Here is a 20,641-nt window from a genome sequence, read left to right on the forward strand (position 1 = left end):
CAAGAACGACGACACGAACGAGCAGAAGGACACGCCAGAACAGCCGACACAGAATTAGCCCAGCTCAACTGCCTTGATCAAATTGACAGGTTCCGGTTCTATGCCACAGCGGTCCTCAGGCGGCCTGCTCATCGCGGGCGAGATCCCAGGCTCTCCGGCGATAGGTGAACTCATCCCCCGTGGCGAACACCTAATGATCGCGGAGTAAACACGAGACCGATACCGCGGGGCAGGTCGCCGACATCCGATCCACCTCGCGCGGCCCACCTTTCGGCCATCCTCAATCCGAGGCCACATGCGCAGAGAACAACCATAATTCAGATTATGTACGTGCCTTATAACCTCAGGCCAGGAAAATGCCTACATTGTCCGACTCTCGGGTCCTTGATCCTCTTGACCTTTACGGAACGCGCAGTGATCCTTAACCCGACACCGGTCCACCGGCCGGACCAACTGAGGAAAAGGACGGCATGAGGTTACGATCGATATTGACCACGATCTCGCTGGTCATGGTCGCGCTGGTGGCGCCCGGTGCGTCCCCCGCGCAAGCCGCTGACTGCTCCGGCTCGCTCATCGAGCACATCGCGATTAAGACATACGGCCATCTGGACGTCTATTACGACTCCGCGACCAAGCGGAACTGCGTGAAAACGGTTTCGTCCAGTTCCACCTGGGGCGTCTCCAAACCCATGGCGGTTTACCTGGTCGTCTGTGAGGAAACCAAGCCGTCCAGCTCCTGCCGGCAGCGCGCCATGGACTATGACGACGGCCAGTACCAGTACTACGCGGGACCTCGTTCGCTACCCGCCGGGGGCCGGTGCATCTACGCGTTCGGCAGAATCTATTCGTGGGAGGTTTCCACATCTCCCATAACTTCTCACTGCGGATAATTACCGAGAGGGTCTTTCATCATGACTGCTTTCCGTACTTACGTTCGCGCTGCCGTGGTAACCGCGCTCGCCGCGGCCCTTGTGACACCCGCCCTACCCGCCAGTGCAGCAACGCCTGAGAGCATCTGCGGGTCTGGCTATCGGATCATCGACCGGATGACGAGCTCGCCGTGGGGCACGTACTACCTGCTCTACAACAACAGCAACGGTCACAACTGCGTCGTTGCGATAAAGGACCGAGGGGCGGGCACTGCGACGTTCACCGAGGCACGCATCCAGGTGCAAGGCTCGTCCACCATCTACCGTGACGGCAACCAATACAAGATCTACGCCGGACCTGTGCGGGTATACGCCAACAACAAGTGCGTCCAGTGGGGTGGCAGGTTCTCCGACTCGACCGGCCAGACCTTCCAGACGTTGAGCGGTTGGGAACACTGCGCCTGATCTGCCGGCAAGGGTGGGAGGGTCGCTCCTCCCACCCGGTGGAGCCTTTCGGCGGTTGGGATATCGCGTTCGGTCAGGTCCAGGCTTACCTGATCCGCCCGACAATCTTGGTGAAGCTCTCCGGGAAGCGAGCACCGAGAAAGACGGTCCCGACCGATACTGCGGCAGCGACGATGAGAATCCCGCCAGACACCAGGATGTATCGCGTCCACCCAGCCGAGCCGAGAAAGATCCCAGCCAGGCCGGTAACCGCGATGGGAAGAATCACCGCAATGAAGGTCTTCCTCCGGCGCTCACCAGCGGACGTCCTGACGGCGAGTCGTGGCAACACTCCGAAAACGATGGTGAAAAGCATCACCGCGCCGAACAATCCGGCTGTACGCACCTCCTTCGTGGGATCGTCCACAGGGATTCTGGGTGTATCCCACCATCGTCCCGCCACCATTATCTGGACGACCTTGTCTTCCCATTCGCGCGCCAGGATCTCGTCGCCGACGACAACCGCCGGAGACCCCCTCTCGACCGGAAAGGTCACCTTGTATGGCCGGTCACGGTGGAGGTATGGCCGGTCACGGTCGAGTGCCTCAACTCCCAGTCTGGGATTCGGCTGAGGGCCGCGGAAGTTGTGCGGGGAGATCTTCTCCGTCACCATCGCCCGGAATTCATGACAGTAGCTCGCGTCGCCCCTTTCCGCCGGCTCGGCGCGGCAGGGGAGCGCGCTCTGAAACCGCCGATACTCGGCCGCACCGTCGCCGATCTGCAGGAACCCCACTGCCATGGTGAAAAATGCCAGGGACGCGAAGGCGATGGATTTTCCTACACCGACCGACGCTCTTCGTTTTCCCCGCAATGTGTGCCGCTCCGCTCTGGACCTTCGACGTGCTTGACGGATACGGCAGCGACCCTACAAGAGGAACATGCTTAGTTGGGCCTGCGTAAAGCAGAGTAGAGGAGTAGTGACCAACCTCAGGCCCCTGAGCGGAGGACCTGAGGTCCAGAGTCAACGTGCGCTGGAGACCGCGCGGTAGTGCAGATCCTGCACGTACGGCGTCGCGGTGACCGTGTACGGCGAGGCGACCTTCGCCACCGTGGCGGAGTTCCGGGTGACGGTGGCCGAAACGCTGCCGACCTTCAGCGGCAACGTCTTGGCGGACACCCCGGCCGGCGCGTCATAGGTCTGCGTCGTACCGCCGATCGTGACGGACACCTTGCCCGCCGCCGTGAGCATGCTCAGCACCTCGACGGTGTCGCGGGCCGCCGTGCTGCCACTGCGCAGATTCATCAGCTTGGTCTGCGCGTACGTCGGTGTGGCCGCGACCGGCTGAACACGGTGGGTGAGGTACGCCACATCTTTGGTGATCTTCGGGCAGCCGAGCTTGTAACAGGTCAGGTAGTAGGCGTTGATGTCTAGATAGGTCCACCCCGCATTCCTGGACGGCGCGAACTGGGTGTTCTCGGAGTAGTCGTTCCAGGTGGTGAGCTGGACCCAGTCCGCCTTGCCGTCGATCGCGCCCTTCCACGAGGCCCGCAGGTTCTCGGTGTTGCCGGCCTCGTCGAAGATGCCCTGGTTGGGACGCTCGTCCTGGATCGACACCGGCTGCATCCAGATCTTGCCCATGCCGTGGGCGGTGGTGATGTTGGCAGTCAGGTTGGCGTTGGCTGCCGGGCTGCGGTTGCCCCAATTGGAGAAGCCGTAGCTGATCGAGGCGAAGGCGTCGCGGTTGTTGTTGAAGTTCAGGAAGCAGGGCACCAGGGCGACCTTGATGCCGTGCGCCGTCTCCATGGTCTTCATCCAGTCCGACCACCAGGCGGCGGTGTGGCCCTCGGCCTTGAAGGGAGCGACGACCAGGCGGTTGTCGGCTAGCCGGTATACCGACTTCGACGCGGCGAGCTGGGCCAGGGCCGTGGCCAGGGTGGCGCTGTCCACCGAGGCCAGCGCGTTCGTGTCCGGCATGAGCATGATCTTGAAGCCGGGGTCGACGGCCTCGGCGGCCTTGATGAGGTTCTGCACCCGCGTCCAGTTCGCGCTGGTCAGCGACAGAATGTCCACGATGAAGCCGTCCAGACCGGCGGCGATGGCCTGGTTGACCTCGGTCTTGAGGTCCGCCAGGGCGTAGTCGCCGCTGATCGGGTCGCGGCCGAGGGGCCGGTCACGGAGCAGGCCGCCGTACGCGGCGTGCTTGCCGCTCTCGCCCTCCGGCTTGAGGTAGTTCCGCGCGTAGTAATCGTTTTCCGGGGCAGCGTTGTCGAGCGAGACCGGGTACGGGGTGAAGTAGTGCGCGAACACCATCTTGCCCGAGGCCCGCAGGGATGCCGTGCCGGCCAGGGTGAAGGGCAGGGGGCCGCCGGTCTGCTCGTCCGCGTCTGCCGCCTTGGTGTAGGTGATCGTGAGCTTCGGGCCGCGGTTCCCGCTCTCACGGGAGGACATCAGGACGGTCGCGGTGGAGGACGTCCCGGTAAGGGCGAAAGCGTAGGTGCCGTCGCCCTTGACGGCGGAGGAGACGTCCAGTTTGGCCGTCGCCTCGGCCGTGAACCCGGTGTGCGAGGCGACGGCGCTCCCGCTGACGGCCGGGCGGGTCATCCAGGTGGTGGCACTTTCGGTCCAGGAACCCGTCAGCGGTAAGGCGGAGATGGTGGTGTCGGTCGTCCTGGCCGAGATGACGTCCAGCGTGACCTTGACGTCCCCGGCGTCCTTCGGGATGCCGGTGACCTTGAAGCGGACCAGAGCCATGCGCTCCCCCGTGGCGGAGCTGCCGCAGTCGGAGCCACAGACACTCAGCCACGTCGCGGTGGCGAAATTCTTGGTGGGCTCGGCCTGGCTGACGAACACATCCTCCGCGGCGGCGAACGTCACGCTGACCGGCGCCGCGGCCACGGACGCCTGCGAGGGGGCGACGGCGACGGTCCCCAGTGTGACCAGGGCCGACACCGCCGTCAGTAGCGCCCGAAATCGGTTGACCATGAAACTCCCATCGGGATTCGGCGCGGCTCCAACGGAGGGAAGCCGCTGCGCGGACCAGGATGGAGCAAGATCCATCAGATGTTGGTCGTTTTACACAGAATCCTTATTTGGAACGTCATCAATCTTGGTCCGTACACAGTGACCCTTTTCATCCCTTGGCAGTGCGGTGCTGGTCACAGCATGATCGCAGGTCCGGTGTTAGCCCTATGACGTAGCGGAGCTCCCGGTAGACGGGTTGATCACCACAACCATCGCCGTCTTCACCAGGAGCTCTGGGTGCTGTTCCATCGTGCTGCCGTCGATTCGTCGCGTCCAACCCTGAACTACGTGGCCGGTCTGATCCGCCGGCACCGCAAGACGATCGGGTCGCCCTGGCGGCGGCTCAACCCAGGGCAGCAGGCGTTGAAGGCCATCGCCGTACTGCACATTCAGTCCCGCATGGCAGCGAGCGGCGGGCGCGGGCGGACCACCAAAGGCGTGGGCTTCCATGCCCTGTGGGGCGGACGAGTCGGCCTGTAGGCCGGGTTCTGTTCTTCACTGGCGTGAAGAGGCGACCATCCATCTAGGGCCGTCGTTGCCGGCGGCCTCAAGCGGTCTACCCGCGCGGCTCGGGCGGGCAGCCCTCAGACGTCGCGCGCGGGACGCTCCGGAGAGCGTCCCTTCTTGACCTTGCTCCGGGTGGGGTTTACCAAGCCGCCCACGTCACCGTGGGCGCTGGTGGTCTCTTACACCACCGTTTCACCCTTACCTCCCTTGCGGGAGGCGGTCTGTTCTCTGTGGCACTGTCCCGCGGGTCACCCCGGGTCGGCGTTACCGACCACCCTGCCCTGTGGAGCCCGGACCTTCCTCGGCGGGCCTCCGAAGAGACCCGACGCGGCCGCCCGGCCGGCTCGTCCGCCGTATCCCCAAGCCTAACGGCTCCCAGGCGGTCTCCAGCCGGGCACCGGTTCAGCGCAGGTGCGAGGTGTCGTTGAACGCCTTGACCACCGCCGGCCCGTCGGCGTAATACTCGATCTGGGACAGGGCCGCCAGGTCGAGATGCATGCGGTACAGCGCGTCAAGGGGAGCCAGCAGCGCGAGCCGGAGCAGCATCTTGATCGGCGTGACGTGGGAGACGGCCAGGACCGTCCTGCCCTCGTAACGCTCGACCAACCGGTCCCCGGTCGCCTGGACCCGCCGCGCCGCCACCCCGAAACTCTCCCCGCCCGGCGGCGCGGCGGACGGGTCCGCCAGCCACGCGGCGAGCTCGTCCGGCCAGCGGCGCTGGATCTCGGTGAACGTGTGGCCCTCCCAGTCGCCGAAGTCGACCTCCCTGAGTCCCTCTTCGACGGCCACCTCCAGCCCGAGCCTCGCGGCGACGATCTCGGCGGTGGCGCGGGCACGCTTGAGCGGCGAGCTGACGACCACCTGAACGGCGTACGGCTCGCGCGACAGTCTGGCCGCGGCGGCCTCCGCCTGGGCGATGCCGTTGGGGGTGAGCTCCGGGTCGCCGAGCCCGGAGAACCTGCGCTCAATCGAGAGCGGGGTCTCGCCGTGCCGGAGCAGGAGCAGCGAGGTCGCCACGGTCGTGGGCGGGCGCCAGCCGGTGCCTGTCGTCGCGGGCGCCGTCGCCTCCCGCCCGGCTGAGACGTCGTCGGAGTCGAGAAGGTCGAGGAGGGAGTCCTGGGCAGCGGCCGGAGCGGTGGCCTGGCGGCCGGAGACTCTCGCCGGGGAGCCGGACAGCCCGCTCCCCCGGGATCCGGAGGGAACGGCGACCGAGGGCTCCGCGCTCACCGCGGAGCCGGTGCCCGTGGAGACCGTGGCCGAGGAGCCGGTGAGCCGCCAGGGGCGGCCCTTGGCGGCGGCGTCCATGGCCTCGTTGGCCAGCCGGTCGGCGTCCTTGTTCTTCTCCCGGGGAATCCACCGCCAGGTGACCCGGAGACGCCGGGCCAGGGCGGCGGCCTCCAGCGCGAGCGGGCGCAGCCCCTCGTTCTTGACCTTCCAGCGGCCGGCCATCTGCTCGACGACCAGTTTGGAGTCCATCCGGACCTCGACGGTCGCACCGTCACCCGCGAGGGTGAGGAGGGACTGCAGGCCCGCGATCAGCCCCCGGTATTCGGCGACGTTGTTGGTCTGGGTGCCGATCGCCTCGGCGGTCTCGGCCAGCACCTGGCCATCCGCGGCGTCCTTGACGACGGCGCCGTAGCCGGCGGGGCCCGGGTTGCCCCGGGACCCGCCGTCGGCCTCGATGACGAAGGAGGTCACAGCCCCGACTCTGGGGTGCGGACCAGGATGCGACGGCATTCGTCGCAGCGGATGACCTCGTCGTGGGAGGCGGCCTTGATGCGGTTGATCTCGGCGATGGAGAGGCTGGTGCGGCAGCCGAGGCAGCGGGCGCCCTGCAGCATCGCGGCGCCCACCCCGAACTGCTCCCGGAGCTTCTCGTAGAGGGCCAGCAGGTCGGCGGGGATGTCGGTGACGACGTCCGAGCGCCTGCCCTTGACCTCGGCGCCCTCCTTGTCGATCTCGGCGAAGGCGGCGTCCCTGCGGTCCTCGGCGGCGTCGCGGACGGCGGCGAGCCTGTCGCGCTCAGCCACGACCGTGGCGACCCGCGCGTCGGCCGTCTCCCGGCGCTCCATGATCTCCAGCACGACCTCCTCCAGGTCGCCCTGGCGGCGGTTCAGGGAGACGATCTCGGACTGGAGGCTGGCCAGGTCCTTCGGGGAGGACACCTGGCCGGAGTCGAGACGTTTCTGGTCGCGTTCGGCGCGGACGCGGACCGAGTCGACGTCCGCCTCGGCCTTGGTCTGCTCGCGGGCCAGGTCACCGGCCTCGGTCTCGGCCGCGATCGCCTGGGTCGCGAGCCGCGCCACGCGGGCGGAGATCTCATCGATCTCGGCCAGCTCGGGCAGGGTGCGGCGGCGATGGGCCAGCCGGTCGATGACGGAGTCGAGTTCGGCCAGGTCGAGCAGCCGTTTCTGGGCTGCCGGGGCTGCTTTCACTTCAAATCCTCGCACTCTGCTGTTGTCTTCCAGGCGTCCGTGACCGTCTCGGATACGCGCGTCTCAACAGTAATCCCCTTCTCGGCCAACCCGGACGTCAGACGGCGTGCCGCCTCGGTCAGCCAGGGCCACTCGGTGGCCCAGTGGGCGGCGTCGATCAGCGCGGGGCCGTCGGCCGCCTCCATGAATTCGCTCGCCGGGTGGTGGCGCAGGTCCGCGGTGAGGAAGACGTCCACGCCGGCGGCGCGGGCCGTACCGAGGAGGGAGTCTCCCGCTCCCCCGCTGACCGCGACCCGCCTGACCTCGCGGTCCAGGTCGCCGGCGACCCGCAGGCCGCCCGCCGTACCGGGCAGACCGCGCGCGGCCTGCCGGGCGAACGCGCGCAGGGAGAGCGGGGCGGGCAGCGAGCCGACACGGCCGAGACCGCGCCGGGGATCGTCCGCCGAGGGCGCCAGGGGCGTGAGCGGGCCGGTCAGTCCCACGGCGCGGGCGAGCGCGTCGGAGACACCGGGGTCGGCGACGTCGGCGTTGGTGTGGGCGGTGAAGAGGCCGATGTCGTTCTTGATCAGCGTGTGGACCAGGCGGCCCTTGAAGGTGGTGGCCGCGACGCTCGTGGTGCCGCGCAGGTAGAGCGGATGGTGGGTGACCACCAGGTCGGCGCCCCATGCCAGGGCCTCGTCGGCGACGACCGCCACCGGGTCCACCGCGAACAGGATCCGGCGCACCTCCGCGGAGGGGTCTCCGCAGACGAGCCCGACCGCGTCCCACGACTCCGCCCATCGGGGATCGTAGGCTGACTCAAGTTCTCGGACGACGTCGGCGAGGGTAGGCACGTGCGCAGACTACCGGCCTGTGTCCCGGCGCAGGGAAATCGCTTAGTGTGAGTGGATCCCGACCCTTCGGAGGGCTGGCCTGTGAGTCCGACTGTCGCGATCATCGGTGCCGGGTTCGGTGGCCTGTGCATGGCCATCCGGCTGGAGCGGGCGGGGATCCGCTCCTACACGATCTTCGAGAAGGGGCCCGGGGTCGGGGGGACCTGGCGGGACAACACCTATCCGGGTGCCGGATGTGACATCCCCTCGCACCTGTACTCCTTCTCCTTCGAGAGATATTCCAGCTGGAGCCGCCGCTATCCCGGGCAGCCGGAGATCCTCGGCTACCTGGAGATGTGCGCCAACAAGTACGGCCTGCGTCCCAGAATCCGGCTGAACACCGAGGTCACGGCCGCCACCTTCGACGAGTCGCTGAGCCGGTGGCGGGTGCGTACTCCGTCCGGAGAGGAGCTCTTCGACGTGGTGGTGTCGGCGGTGGGGCAGCTCAACCGCCCCCGGCTTCCCGACATCCCCGGAATGTCGGCCTTCGCGGGCGCGTCGTTCCACTCCGCCCGCTGGGATCACTCCCAGGACCTGACCGGCAGGCGGGTGGCGGTGATCGGGAGCGGCTCGTCGGCGGCACAGCTCATCCCCCGGGTGGCCGAGGTCGCCGAGCGGGTGGACGTCTTCCAGCGCACTCCGAACTGGGTGATCCCCAAGCCCGACGCCGTCTTCGGCGAGACCGCCCGGAAGGTCTTCCGCCGCCTGCCGTTCCTGCAGCGGGGCTACCGCGAATGGACCTACCGCTACGCCGAGACCGCCCTCTATCCGGCTCTCGCGGGCAGATGGAGCGCCGGGCTGCTGCGCAAGCGCGCCCTGGACCACCTGCGCGGCCAGGTCCGGGACCCGGAGCTGCGGGCCAGGCTGACCCCCGGCTACCCGGTCGGCTGCAGGCGGATCGTCATCGACAGCGACTTCTATCCCGCGCTGACCCGTCCCAACGTGGATCTCGTCACCGAGCCGATCGTCCGGATCACCCCCGCGGGCGTCGAGACCACCGCCGGTCTCCACGGGGCGGATGTGATCGTCTATGCCACCGGTTTCCAGACCACCGGCTTCCTGGCCCCCATCGAGGTCACCGGCCGTGGGGGGCGCCGTCTCAGCGAGGAGTGGAAGGAGGGGGCGGAGGCCTATCTCGGCATCGCGGTGCCGTACTTTCCGAACCTGTTCCTGCTCTACGGGCCCAACACCAACCTCGGCCACAACTCGATCGTCTTCATGCTCGAGTGCCAGGCCGGCTACATCATGGGCTGCCTGCCGTACCTGGCGCGGAGGGGGCCGATGGAGGTGCGGCCCGAGGCGATGGAGGCGTGGCGGCGGAGCCTGGAGCGGGCCATGGACACCATGGTGTGGGGGGCGGGCTGCACGAGCTGGTACAAGAACGCGTCGGGCCGGGTGACCAACAACTGGCCGGCTCCGACGACCGTCTACCGGCGGATCACCCGGGCGCCCCGGCCGACGGCGTTCCGCTTCGCAGGCCGGCCCGTCCGGGACAGCGGGGGCGGACTGTCGGTAACGTCGTGACCGACGAGAGACACCCGCGACGAAGGGCCTGCCCGTGTCCGCTGACCTCCACCGTGACGCCGTGGTCGCCGATACCCACAACGACCTGCTGATGGCCGTCACAGCACGACCGCCGCGGCAGTGGGCGTCGTTCTTCCGCGAGCGCTGGCTGCCCCAGCTCCGCGAGGGCGGGGTGAACCTGCAGGTGCTGCCGGTCTTCATCGACGACCAGTACCGGCCGGAGGGGGCACTCAGGCAGACCCTGCGCATGATCGAGTGCGCGCACACGCTGGCCGAGGGCAACGCCGACGCCGTACGGCTCTGCGTGGACGGCGCCCAGATCGACGAGACGCTCGCGGAGGGCAGGATCGCCCTGGTGCTGGCGCTGGAGAGCGCCCCGGGCCTGGACGCCAGTGTCGAGCTGCTGCCCACGCTGCACCGGCTGGGCGTGCGGGTCGCCTCGATCGCGCACTGGGGCCGTACGGCTCTCGCGGACGGCAGCGGCGAGGACGCCACCGGCAGCAGGCTCACCGCGGCGGGGGTGGAGGCCGTCCGGGAGATGGAACGCCTCGGCATGATCTTCGATGTCTCGCATCTGAGCGCCTCCGGGGTCGGGCACGTGCTGGAGCTCGCCACCCGGCCGGTGATGGCGACCCATTCCTCCGCCCGGGCGCTGCGCGACCATCACCGCAACCTCACCGACGACCAGATCCGCGCCATCGCCGCGACCGGCGGGGTGGTCTGCGTGAACTTCCTGGCGGCCTTCCTCTCCGAGGACCCGGCCGACTGCACCGTGGACCGGCTGGTGGACCACATCGAGCACGTCGTGAGCGTCGGCGGGATCGACCACGTCGGTCTCGGCCCCGACTTCATCCGCGAGGTCATGAACGACCTCACCCCTCCGTGCTGCGAGGATTTCAGCTCCAGCGGCCTCGACGTCATGGCCGCCATCCCCGGGCTGGCGGGCCCCAGCGGGCTGCCGCTGGTCACCGACGCCCTGCTCAAGCACGGTTTCGCCGACGAGGAGATCGTCAAGATCCTCGGCGGCAACGTCCTCCGGCTGTTCCGCGCCGAGCTGGGAGTGCCGGCGCGTATCCCGGCCTGATGCCGGAGGATGGGGGTGAAGACGACGGCGCCTCCGGGGGGAGGCCCGGGTGCCTGCGGGGGGGAGAGCGGGTGAAGGACTCTTTCCAGAACGACGTGTGCGCCGAGGCGGCGGCGCGGGCGGCGGGGGTCCGTGTCAGGGAGCTGACCGCGCTGTCCGAATTCGAGGAGGTCCACCGGCTGTTCGATGCCATCTGGCACCCCGAACCCGGTAATCCGCCGATCTCCCTCGACACGATGCGGGCGCTGTCGCACGCGGGCGACTACGTGGCCGGGGCCTATCAGGGCGACCGGATGGTCGGTGCGTCGGTGGCGTTCTTCGGAGCGCCGCCGGGACAGGTGCTGCACTCCCACCTCACCGGGGCCTCCGCCGGGCGGGGGATCGGGTTCGCGCTCAAACTGCATCAGCGGGCCTGGGCGCTGGCCTGGGGCCTGGACCGGATCACCTGGACCTACGATCCGCTGGTGCGGCGCAACGCCCACTTCAACCTGGTCAAGCTCGGTGCCCGGCCCGAGGAGTACCTGCCATGCTTCTACGGCGCCATGGACGACGCGATCAACGCCGGGGACGAGTCGGACCGGGTGCTGGCCGTCTGGCGGCTGTCCGAGCCTCAGGTGGTGGCCGCCGCCCGGGGCGTCCGGTGCCTGCCGGGGGTTCCGCCGGACGCGGTGGCCGGGCTGACCGGGCGCGACGGCCTGCCGGTCGCCGGGCCCGCCGACGCCCGGGTGGTGCTGGTCGCGGTCCCGCCCGACATCGAGACGCTGCGCCGTACCGACCCGGCCGCGGCCAGGGCGTGGCGCCGCGCCGTACGCGACGTGCTGGGCGGGCTGATGGAGGAAGGCGCCCGGGTGGCCGGGTTCACCGGCGAGGGCGACTACATCGTTGAGCGCGCCGCCTGACCGGCGGCGATAGCGAAGGGGGACGCGGCGGAGGCCGCACACCACAATGAAGATCACTGGAATCGAACTGCGGCGGATCGCGATGCCGCTGGTCACGCCGTTCCGTACCTCGTTCGGCACGGAGACCGAGCGCGACGTGCTGCTCGTCCGGGTCGTGACGCCCGACGCCGAGGGTTGGGCCGAGTGTGTGGCCATGTCCGAGCCGCTCTACTCCCCCGAGCACGTCGACGGTGCCGCCGAGGTGCTGCGCCGTTTCCTCATCCCCGCGCTGCCCGCCGACGCCGACGCCTACGGTGCGGGCCGGGCGATGGAGCCGTTCAAGGGCCACCGGATGGCCAAGGCCGCCCTGGAGACCGCCGTCCTGGACGCCCGGCTCCGCGCCGGCGGCCAGTCCCTGGCCTCCTTCCTCGGCGCCTCCGCCGACCGGGTGCCGTCCGGAGTGTCGGTCGGCATCATGGGCTCCGTCCCCGAGCTCCTCGACACGGTCGGCGGTTACCTGGCGGAGGGCTACGTCCGGATCAAACTGAAGATCGAACCCGGCTGGGACCTGGAGCCCGTCGGCGCGGTGCGCGAACGCTTCGGCGCCGACCTGCTGCTGCAGGTCGACGCCAACGCCGCCTACACCCTCACCGACGCCTCCCACCTGGCCAGGCTCGACGAGTTCGGCCTGCTGCTCATCGAGCAGCCCCTGGCCAACGACGACATGGTCCAGCACGCGGAGCTCGCGAAACGGCTGAGGACGCCGATCTGCCTGGACGAGTCCATCGACTCGGCCGCCCACGCCGCCGCCGCCATCACCCTGGGCGCCTGCTCGATCATCAACGTCAAGCCCGGCCGGATCGGCGGCTACCTCGAAGCCCGCCGCATCCACGACCTGGCCCGCGCCCACGGCGTCGCGCTGTGGTGCGGGGGCATGCTGGAGACCGGCATCGGCCGCGCCGCCAACCTCGCCCTGGCCGCGATGCCCGGGTTCACCCTGCCCGGCGACATCTCCGCCTCGCGCCGCTACTACGCCACCGACATCACGCCGCCCTTCGAGCTCCAGGACGGGTACATCGGCGTGCCCACCGGTCCCGGTATCGGCGTCGATCCCGTCCAGGACGTCCTCAAGGAGGTCACCACCGCGACGGAGTGGATCCCCTTCTAGCCGGATCCCCCTCTAACCGGACAGGTAGTCCTCGCGGACCTTCGAGCGGGAGAGCTTCCCGGTGGGAGTGCGGGGCAGCTCGTCACGGAACTCGATGATCCTGGGGTGTTTGAAGCGGGCGAGGCGCGGGCCGAGGTGTTCCAGCAGTTCCTCCGGGGAGGGCCGGGGGCCGGGGGCCGGCTGGACCAGCGCGACCACGCTGTGGCCCCACTCCTCGTCGGGCACGCCGATGACCGCGACGTCGGCGACCGCCGGGTGCTCCAGCAGTGCCGCCTCGATCTCGGCGGGGTAGATGTTCACCCCGCCCGAGATGATCAGGTCGGTACGGCGGTCGCACAGGAACAGGAACCCGTCCTTGTCCAGGTAGCCGATGTCGCCGGGGGCGTACCATTCCCCGCGCATGCTGGAGGCGGTCTTGGCCGGGTCCTTGCGGTAGGTGAAGCCGCCGAGGCCCGACCTGATGTAGATCATTCCGGGCTCGCCCGCCGGGACCTCCTCGCCGTCCTCGTCGAGGATCCTCGCCTCGAAGCCGGGGGCCGGGCGGCCGACCGTGCCGGGGTGTTCCAGCCAGTCGTGCGGCTTGACGGAGAAGGCGATGGTGGACTCGGTGGAGCCGTAGTACTCGTACAGGACCGGGCCCCACCAGTCCATGATCCCCCGTTTGACCGCCACCGGGCAGGCCGCGCCAGTGTGGATCACCTGCCGGAGCGACGACACGTCGTACGCGTCCCGGACCTCGGCCGGCAGCCGCAGCAGACGGTGGAACATCGTCGGGACCATCATGGTGTTGGTCACCCGGTACCTCTCGATCAGTGCGAGGATCGCGACCGGATCGAACCTGGGCGCGATCACCACGCTGTGGCCCAGGTGCAGCGCGAACATCGTGTGCGCGCACGGCGCGGAGTGGTACATCGGCGAGGTCACCAGGTGGACCCCGTCACCCGGCCGCAGGTCGCAGACCTCGCCGAGGAACCAGGTGACCAGCGGGAGCGTCGCCTCCGGCTCGGCCCCGGACAGCGGCCGCTGCACACCCTTGGGGAATCCGGTGGTGCCCGAGGTGTACCACATGACCGCTCCCGCCGACCTGCCGCGGGGTGCGGTCACGGGCTGCCCCTCGGCCAGCCCGGCGGTGCCGATGAGCGCCCCCGCCACGGGGTGATCCCGGTCGGCGACCACGATCCCGGCGTCGCAGTCGGCCATGATGTAGGCGATCTCGGGGACGGTCAGGTGCCAGTTGACCGGCACGTAGTAGAGGCCGGCCTGCCCGGTGGCCATCAGCATGACCACCGCGTCGAGGCCGTTGGGCAGCACTCCGGCGACCACGTCCCCCTCGGCGAGTCCCCGCGCCCGCAGCCCGTGCGACACCTGGTTCACCCTGGCGAGCAGTTCGCCGTAGGTCGTCACCGTGCCGTCGGCATCGATCACTGCCCGGCGGCCGGGGTCGGCCTCCGCGATCCGGTAGAAGCCGGGGAGCGCGGTGATGTCGGGCATGGGCCCCCCTTCGGGCTCGGGACTCCGGCAGATCGGCGAGACGCTCTCGGTGGATCCGCGGCGGGCCGGGGAGCACCCTGCCGGTTCTGGTCCGTCCGTGGTGGAGATGCGCGTCCCGTAGTAGAGATGCGCGTCCCGCCGCCGGGTGAAACCGGTGCGGCCGCGTGCCGGCAGGTGGTCTCCGCGGGGTCCGTGCCGGCTCCCGGCAGCGTACGTCTCCGCTGGTCGGCGGCAGATCGGCAGTACCGGGCGACGCTCTACAAGAGCAGGAGAAAATGATTTTTACTACTGCTTGGCCGTTAGTCGCCAGGAATCGGTAATTATCTCTCCAATGTGATCGTCTGATCTCGGGGGGAGATTGGCGTGATCACACGGAACTCATGGACCGTGCGGACGCGGCTGACACTGATCGCCATCGCCGCCGCCGCCCTGTCCGGCCTTCTCGTCACCCTCGTCCTGACATTCTCCCTGTACAACCTGACAGGGGTCTTCCGGACCAACGAGGTGGCGAACTCCGCCCTCGAGCTCATCAACCTCGCCAAAAAGGGAGAGCCGCTGCCCGCCACGCTGCCCCAGCGAGACGCGGAGGGTGTCCAGGTCCTGAACCCCGCCGGTAAGGTCGTCGCGGCGACCCCGAAACTGGCCGGCGCCCCGCCGATGGCGGACTTCGCTCCTCCCGACGGGAGCGTGAGAGCCGACAGGCAGCTCTGCGACATCCCCGCGTTCCCCGGCAGGTGCATGGTCGTCGTGGCCCTCCGGATCCACCGGGTGGAGGGCGACTGGCTCATCTACTCCGCCGACAAGGTCGTTCCCTGGTACGTCGGGCCCGGAGTGTTCGCCTCGCTCGTCGGCGGCTCCCTGCTGCTCGTGGCGCTGACGGGGTTCGGCGCCTACTCCATGGTGACCAAGGCGCTCCGCCCGGTGAGTGGCATCAGGAACAATCTGGCGGAGATCACCGCGACCGATCTCGGCCGGCGGGTGCCGGTGTCCGAGGCGCGGGACGAGATCAGGCAGCTGGCCGAGACGATCAACCAGACCCTGGACCGCCTGGAGGCGACCGTGGAGCAGCAGCGCCGGTTCGCCTCCGACGCCTCCCACGACCTGCGCAGCCCGCTCACCGCCATGCGCACCCAGGTGGAGGAGGCACTGCTGTATCCCGAGGACGCCGACTGGAAGGCGAAGGCCACCGCGATGCTCGCCAGCCTCGACCGGCTCCAGGCGCTCGTCTCCGATCTGCTGATGCTGGCCAGGCTCGACGCCGGCACGCCCCAGTCCCGGGAGCCGATCGACCTGGGCGAGCTGTGCGGCACCGAGCTGAACCGGCACCGGCGCGGCATCGAGGTGGTCCGGGAGCTGAAACCCGGCCTCATGGTGGCCGGCGACCGGCTCCGGCTGGCACGGCTGCTGACGAACCTGATGGACAACGCCGAGCGGCATGCCCGCTCGCGGATCTCGGTGAGCCTGACGGAGCGGGGCGGCATGGCCGTCCTCGAGGTGCTCGACGACGGCGCCGGGATACCTCCCGACCAACGGGAGGTGGTCTTCCACCGGTTCACCCGGCTGGACGCCTCGCGCAGCAGGGACGCCGGGGGCACCGGGCTTGGGCTGGCCATCGCCAGGGAGATCGCCCAGACGCACGGCGGAACCCTGGATCTGAAGGACAGTTCCCAAGGTGCGCGTTTCGTCCTGCGGCTGCCCCTGAGCCGCTAGGGTTCCCCTGTGGCACGGGGATTTGGGCGACTACGCCGCGATGATCTGCTCCGGACCGCCTGCGAGGTCATCACGGCCCAGGGGTTTGGACACACGCGGACGGCGGACATCGCACAGGCCGCCGGAGTCAGCCAGGCGCTGCTCTTCTACCACTTCGAGACCAAGGAGAAGCTGTTCGCCCAGGCCTTCGCCTACGCGGCCGAGCGTGATCTGGAGGCGCTCACCAAGCTGGAGGAGTCGGGCGGCTCCCCGCTGGAGCGGCTGCGCGGCCTGCTCAAGCTCTACTCCCCCACCGGCAGGTCCAAGGCGTGGGCACTGTGGGTCGACGCCTGGGCCGAGTCGATGCGCAACGCCGAACTGGAGGAGATGTCCCGCAGGATCGACCTGCGCTGGAAGCAGGCGTTGCGCGCGATCATCGACGAGGGAGCCGGGACCGGAACCTTCACCTGTGCCGACCCCGACGGCTCGACCTGGCGGATCATCTCTCTGATCGACGGCCTGTCCACGCAGGTGACCGCGCACAAACGGGTGCTGCCCCGGGCCCGCCTGGCCGAGTTCGTCCGTACGGCTACCGCGGGGGAGCTGGGCCTCCCCGCGGACCTGCTGTCCTGAGCATCCTCCCGGGCAGCACGATCAGGAGCACGGCCAGGGCGATCAGCCCTCCGCCCAGGAGGACGGTCCCGGTGAGCGGCTCGCCGTACATCATGACGGCCAGAGCGGTCACCCAGAGCGGCTGGGCCGACAGGATCACCGCGGCGGGCACCGGCGGGACGTGGAGCTGGCCGAACGAGCGGGCCAGGAACCCCAGGGCGCAGGCCACGATCGACAGGTGGCCGAGGATCGCCCAGTCACCCGGTGTCTGGGGCAGGGTGAGACCGTCCGGCACGGCGAGGACGCCCGTCATGATCGCGATGACGCCGAGCTGGATCACCGCGAGCGCGTAGGCGTCCCGCTGTGCCGCGGCGAAGTTGCCGAGCACCAGGGTGTGCACCGAGTACAGCACCGCCGACAGCAGGGTGACGGCCAGCGCGGGCAGGGAGATGTCGCCATCCTCGGCCTCCCGCAGCAGGGTGAAGGTCGTCAGCGCGGCCAGCGCGAGTGCCACCGCGCCCCAGGTGCGCCCCGAGACGCGGGCGCCGAGCAGGACCAGCCCGAGGACCGGGGTGATCACTACGTTGGAGCCCACGGTGAAGCCCGAGACCGGCGAGGACAGGTCGTGCAGGGCGACCGCCTGGGCGGTCTGGCCCACGCCGAACAGCAGGCCGAGCAGGATGCCGACCAGCCAGGTCCTCTCCGGCAGCCCCCGCAGGCAGCCCGGACGGAGCGCGGCCAGGAAGAGCGCCGCGATGCCGTACCGCTCAGTGAGCAGGTCCTCCACCGGTATCCGGACGATGAGATCTTTCATCAGCGGGAACGCCGACCCCCAGGCCGCGCTGACGAACACCAGAAGTACTACTCCCCAAAGGGGCCGGGGAGCTGATACCGCCGCCATACCGGAAGGATGACATCACCGTGAGCCACCCAGCGGTGACGGAGAGGATCGAGAGTGGCCCTGATACAACGCGGGATGAAGGACGCCACACCGGCATGGGGGAGCTCATACCTCCCGCGGCCGGGCCGGACAGGGTGAGCCCTGTCCGGCGCCGGGCCGGGAGGCGACGGGCGTCCGGGCCGCCCCGGCGGGCGGGCCGGGCGGAAATCGGGACTTACTTGGCGAGCTGGAGCACCCCCCAGCGCGCGGTACTGAGGTAGGACTGGCCGGTCGGGTCGTTCCAGGTGACGGCGGCGGTACGGCTCGCACCGGTCGCGTCGTTCACCTGGATGTCGAACCCGAGCAGGACACCCTTGGCGAGGGTGACGGTAGGCAGCTTGATCGTCGCCTCGACCACGTACCCGCCGGGCACCTTCCGGGCCGCGCTCTTCAGGTTGTCCTTGATCGCGAAGGCGTCGAAGGTGCCGCCGATCGACTGCCTGCCGGTGAAGCTGATCCGGTACTGCCCGTCGTCATCGTCGTAGCCCTTCGTCTTGCCGTTGTCCGGATCCACGAAGATCTCAACCGAGTCCTGCTCCCAGGCGTTGGGCGACTCCTCGCTGAGCCGCGGATCGCTCACCTGGGCCAGCACGTGGAGGCGGCCGGCGTCCCACAGCGCGCGCACCCGCGCGGTCGCTCCGGCCGAGCCCTGGATCCAGGTGCCCGTGCGGATCTCCGGAGCCTTCGCCCACACCGCGTCCACGATCCCGTCGATCACCGGGGTGCCCTTGGCCGCCACGGCCGACTTGACCGCCGGGACCGCGGTCAGCTGCCCGTCCCAGGTGATGGTGGTCCCCGAGGCCCCGTCGCGCACCGACACGCGGACGCCGGCCGTGCCCGCGGGGAGCAGCGCCTCCACCCGGTAGCCGTCACAGGTCTTCTCCGTCTTCGCGGTGAAGCCGTGCGCGTGCGTGCCGTCCCGCCGGATGGCGTAGTTGGTACCGCCGGCCGTCACGGTGACCGTGTCCTGTCTGTCCTTGGACGGGTCGGTCACCTCCGCCAGCACCGACAGACCCGCGGCGGACCAGCGGAACTGGATCCCCGCCGACAGGTCGCCGACCCTGGCCACGGGCGTGTCGGGGAGCAGATCCCACTCCAGGTCCCGCTTACCGTCGATCTTCGGTGTGCCCTTCGGGGCCTCCAGTCCGTGCCTCAGCGGAGCCAGCTCCGCCGGGTCGGCCACGCCCCAGTAGGCGGGCTTGGACTGGAGCCGGTCGTCGAAGAGCAGCGGCGGGTTGAGCCTGGTGATGGGGAAGGACGACAGCCAGGTGCCGTCGTCGGCCAGGCCCCAGACGGTGACGGAGCTCAGGTGCCGGCTCTGCCTGCGGAAGACGTCGAAGATCTCCTTGTACCGGTGGCCCTGCTGTAGCAGGAGCGTCTCGGGGATCTCGGTGTAGGACTGGACGAAGTCGGTGTAGACGCTGACGTCCAGCTCGGTGACCTGCTGGTCGATGCCGAGCCCGGCGAACAGCTCGATGGTCTTCTCGATCTCCGAGGCAGCCGGCTGCTCGATGTTGACGTGCATCTGGTGACCGACACCGTCGATCGGCACGCCCTCGGCCCGCAGCCTCTTCACCAGCTCGTAGACGGCCCGGCGCTTTCGGGGAAACTCGGTGTTGTAGTCGTTGAGGTAGAGCTTGGCGGCCGGGTCGACCTCCCTGGCCACCCGGAAGGCGGTGCGGATGTAGTCGAGGCCGGTGATCTCAAACCATTTCGACCGGCGCAGGCCGTCGGGCTGGTTCTCGTCGACGACCTCGTTGACCACGTCCCAGGCGTAGATCTTGCCCTTGTAGCGTCCGGCGACCGCCCGGATGTGGTTCTCCAGCCGCCGCAGCACGGCCGCCTTGTCCCCCTCGAACGCCCACTCGGGTGTCTGGCTGTGCCAGGCGAGGGTGTGCCCGCGCACCTTGAGCCCGTGCCCGCCGGCGTAGTCGACCAGGTAGTCACTCTCGGCGAAGGTGAACTCTCCCTCGCGCGGCTCGGTGGCGTCCCACTTGAGCTGGTTGCCGGGGGTCAGGCTGTCGAAGTGCTTGAGCAGCAGCTCGCCGTGCTCGCCGAGTGTCTCGCGGCGCTGCGCCGCCGCGCCGATCGCGAAGTCCACGCGGTCCTTGAGCGCGGGGATGTCCTTCTCGATCGGGATCGGCGGGACGTAGGCGATGGTGAAGTCGTCCATCGAGAAGGGCGTGGTCCCGGCGGCCGACTCGACATAGACGGTCAGGAAGTCGACGTCGTGGCTGAGCGTGTAGGAACCCTTCAGCTCCGTCCACTGGCCGGCCCTGATCTCGCGGGGCGCGGCGACCCGGTCGTAGCTGGGCTCCCCCGCGCTGCGCCGCTCGACGGAGACGCCGAGCGAGGTGTCGGCCTCGGGGCGCACCCAGAGCGAGACGGCGTACTTGGCGCCCTTGGTCATCTTGCCCAAGACGTTGAGGGATGGCCCGTCCCAGGAGGCCGCACGGTCGGACACGGCCAGGCCGTACGATCCCTGACGCGCCGCGGACGCGACGGCGGACAGCTGCGCGGAGGCGCGCGCCTTCCATCCCTGGGTGGTGCCGGTCTCGAAATCGGTGGTCACCCCGGTCTGCCCCGGATCGGCCTGCGAGGTGATCGTGATGTCGTCCAGGTAGTACCGGGCGGTGGGATCGGAGCTCTCCACGTAGAGCTGGAGGTCGGTGGAGTCCTCGGTGAAGGTGTACTCCCCCGACAGCTCCGCCCAGTCCGTGTCGCCGACGGTCGCGGCGGCGACCCGCTCGTAGGTGACGCTCCCCCCTGCCGGCGTACGCTGCACGGTCATCGCGACCGTGCTCTGTCCCGACACCGCGCGCGCGAAGGCGGTGACCGCGTAGGTGACCCCCTTCTCGAAGGGCGGCGTGATGGTCGCGCCCTGCCAGCTCGCGGTCCTGCCGCTGGTCAGCAGCGAACCGGAGCCGGAGTGCGCCATCACGGACGAGACGGTGACGGAGACCCCGTCGCCCCTGGGTCCCCACCCCTGAGTGCCGTTCTCGAAGTCGTACGTGGCGATCTGTGCGGCCTGTGCGTGGCCGGGGACCACGAGCATCGCCAGGCATAACAGGACGGCCGTCACCCAGGGACGGAGGGTGCGCATGGG

Annotated in this window: 16 protein-coding genes and 1 other RNA gene; 8 read left to right on the forward strand and 9 right to left on the reverse strand. The window is 69.3% G+C overall.

Going from position 1 to position 20,641, the window contains the following annotated elements; genetic code table 11:
* The first annotated feature begins 470 nt into the window (after positions 1–470).
* The gene (locus ACIN94_RS27205) at positions 471–890 is read left to right on the forward strand and encodes a hypothetical protein (RefSeq protein ID WP_400711716.1); all 420 of its coding nucleotides are present in this window, start codon (positions 471–473) and stop codon (positions 888–890) included.
* A gap of 156 nt (positions 891–1,046) precedes the next feature.
* Positions 1,047–1,334 carry a hypothetical protein gene (locus ACIN94_RS27210; protein ID WP_400711719.1) on the forward strand — a complete coding sequence of 96 codons (288 nt, stop codon included), beginning with the start codon at positions 1,047–1,049 and terminating at the stop codon, positions 1,332–1,334.
* A gap of 85 nt (positions 1,335–1,419) precedes the next feature.
* On the opposite strand, the gene ACIN94_RS27215 is transcribed toward ACIN94_RS27210, so the two are convergent.
* The 6 genes from ACIN94_RS27215 to ACIN94_RS27240 all read right to left on the reverse strand — a co-directional run bounded on the left by ACIN94_RS27215 (position 1,420) and on the right by ACIN94_RS27240 (position 8,110).
* Positions 1,420–2,112, reverse strand: coding sequence for a hypothetical protein (locus tag ACIN94_RS27215; RefSeq protein ID WP_400711722.1), 693 nt, complete (start codon positions 2,110–2,112; stop codon positions 1,420–1,422).
* Between the two features lie 222 nt (positions 2,113–2,334).
* Positions 2,335–4,296 (reverse strand): endo-1,3-alpha-glucanase family glycosylhydrolase, encoded by a 1,962-nt coding sequence (locus ACIN94_RS27220; RefSeq protein ID WP_400711725.1) that lies wholly within the window; start codon positions 4,294–4,296, stop codon positions 2,335–2,337.
* A gap of 500 nt (positions 4,297–4,796) precedes the next feature.
* Positions 4,797–5,189: RNase P RNA component class A (gene rnpB / locus ACIN94_RS27225), an RNA gene on the reverse strand.
* A gap of 55 nt (positions 5,190–5,244) precedes the next feature.
* Entirely contained in the window at positions 5,245–6,540 is a 1,296-nt protein-coding gene (locus ACIN94_RS27230) for a bifunctional RNase H/acid phosphatase (RefSeq protein ID WP_400711728.1), read from the reverse strand.
* Complete coding sequence (locus tag ACIN94_RS27235) at positions 6,537–7,277, reverse strand: zinc ribbon domain-containing protein (protein WP_400711731.1); 741 nt, start codon at positions 7,275–7,277, stop codon at positions 6,537–6,539. The genes ACIN94_RS27230 and ACIN94_RS27235 overlap by 4 nt, the downstream gene beginning before the upstream one ends.
* A complete protein-coding gene (locus ACIN94_RS27240) occupies positions 7,274–8,110 on the reverse strand; it encodes a Nif3-like dinuclear metal center hexameric protein (RefSeq protein ID WP_400711734.1) in 837 nt (278 codons plus the stop codon). The genes ACIN94_RS27235 and ACIN94_RS27240 overlap by 4 nt, the downstream gene beginning before the upstream one ends.
* Before the next feature lie 81 nt (positions 8,111–8,191).
* Between ACIN94_RS27240 and ACIN94_RS27245 the strand changes: the two genes are divergently transcribed.
* From ACIN94_RS27245 to menC, 4 genes are all read left to right on the forward strand, one after another.
* Positions 8,192–9,673: a flavin-containing monooxygenase gene (locus ACIN94_RS27245; protein ID WP_400711737.1), complete on the forward strand. Its 1,482-nt coding sequence runs from the start codon at positions 8,192–8,194 to the stop codon at positions 9,671–9,673.
* A gap of 34 nt (positions 9,674–9,707) precedes the next feature.
* Complete coding sequence (locus ACIN94_RS27250) at positions 9,708–10,757, forward strand: dipeptidase (RefSeq protein ID WP_400711740.1); 1,050 nt, start codon at positions 9,708–9,710, stop codon at positions 10,755–10,757.
* A gap of 71 nt (positions 10,758–10,828) precedes the next feature.
* Positions 10,829–11,656, forward strand: coding sequence for a GNAT family N-acetyltransferase (locus ACIN94_RS27255; protein WP_400711743.1), 828 nt, complete (start codon positions 10,829–10,831; stop codon positions 11,654–11,656).
* A gap of 46 nt (positions 11,657–11,702) precedes the next feature.
* Complete coding sequence (gene menC / locus ACIN94_RS27260) at positions 11,703–12,803, forward strand: o-succinylbenzoate synthase (protein WP_400711746.1); 1,101 nt, start codon at positions 11,703–11,705, stop codon at positions 12,801–12,803.
* A 12-nt stretch (positions 12,804–12,815) separates the two neighbouring features.
* On the opposite strand, the gene ACIN94_RS27265 is transcribed toward menC, so the two are convergent.
* Positions 12,816–14,294: an AMP-binding protein gene (locus ACIN94_RS27265; protein ID WP_400711749.1), complete on the reverse strand. Its 1,479-nt coding sequence runs from the start codon at positions 14,292–14,294 to the stop codon at positions 12,816–12,818.
* A 363-nt stretch (positions 14,295–14,657) separates the two neighbouring features.
* Between ACIN94_RS27265 and ACIN94_RS27270 the strand changes: the two genes are divergently transcribed.
* The gene (locus tag ACIN94_RS27270) at positions 14,658–16,004 is read left to right on the forward strand and encodes a sensor histidine kinase (RefSeq protein ID WP_400711752.1); all 1,347 of its coding nucleotides are present in this window, start codon (positions 14,658–14,660) and stop codon (positions 16,002–16,004) included.
* Positions 16,005–16,013: 9 nt separating this feature from the next.
* Positions 16,014–16,616 carry a TetR/AcrR family transcriptional regulator gene (locus tag ACIN94_RS27275; protein WP_400711755.1) on the forward strand — a complete coding sequence of 201 codons (603 nt, stop codon included), beginning with the start codon at positions 16,014–16,016 and terminating at the stop codon, positions 16,614–16,616.
* Here the strand turns inward: ACIN94_RS27275 and ACIN94_RS27280 are convergent.
* Both ACIN94_RS27280 and ACIN94_RS27285 read right to left on the reverse strand, forming a co-directional pair.
* Positions 16,573–17,496: a DMT family transporter gene (locus ACIN94_RS27280; protein ID WP_400711758.1), complete on the reverse strand. Its 924-nt coding sequence runs from the start codon at positions 17,494–17,496 to the stop codon at positions 16,573–16,575. The two genes, ACIN94_RS27275 and ACIN94_RS27280, sit on opposite strands and share 44 nt — an antisense overlap.
* A gap of 214 nt (positions 17,497–17,710) precedes the next feature.
* Positions 17,711–20,638, reverse strand: a complete 2,928-nt coding sequence (locus ACIN94_RS27285) for an endo-1,4-beta-xylanase (RefSeq protein ID WP_400711761.1) — start codon at positions 20,636–20,638, stop codon at positions 17,711–17,713.
* Positions 20,639–20,641: the final 3 nt, after the last annotated feature.

It is taken from the genome of Streptosporangium sp. NPDC087985, assembly GCF_044741965.1.
Classification (GTDB): domain Bacteria; phylum Actinomycetota; class Actinomycetes; order Streptosporangiales; family Streptosporangiaceae; genus Streptosporangium.

Coding starts and splice junctions, on each gene's coding strand:
- ACIN94_RS27210 (WP_400711719.1), top strand. CDS start 1,047: ATGACGAGCTCGCCGTGGGGCACGTACTACCTGCTCTACAACAACAGC.
- menC (WP_400711746.1), top strand. CDS start 11,703: ATGAAGATCACTGGAATCGAACTGCGGCGGATCGCGATGCCGCTGGTC.
- ACIN94_RS27285 (WP_400711761.1), bottom strand. CDS start 20,638: ATGCGCACCCTCCGTCCCTGGGTGACGGCCGTCCTGTTATGCCTGGCG.
- ACIN94_RS27220 (WP_400711725.1), bottom strand. CDS start 4,296: ATGGTCAACCGATTTCGGGCGCTACTGACGGCGGTGTCGGCCCTGGTC.
- ACIN94_RS27205 (WP_400711716.1), top strand. CDS start 471: ATGAGGTTACGATCGATATTGACCACGATCTCGCTGGTCATGGTCGCG.
- ACIN94_RS27265 (WP_400711749.1), bottom strand. CDS start 14,294: ATGCCCGACATCACCGCGCTCCCCGGCTTCTACCGGATCGCGGAGGCC.
- ACIN94_RS27215 (WP_400711722.1), bottom strand. CDS start 2,112: ATGGCAGTGGGGTTCCTGCAGATCGGCGACGGTGCGGCCGAGTATCGG.
- ACIN94_RS27280 (WP_400711758.1), bottom strand. CDS start 17,496: ATGGCGGCGGTATCAGCTCCCCGGCCCCTTTGGGGAGTAGTACTTCTG.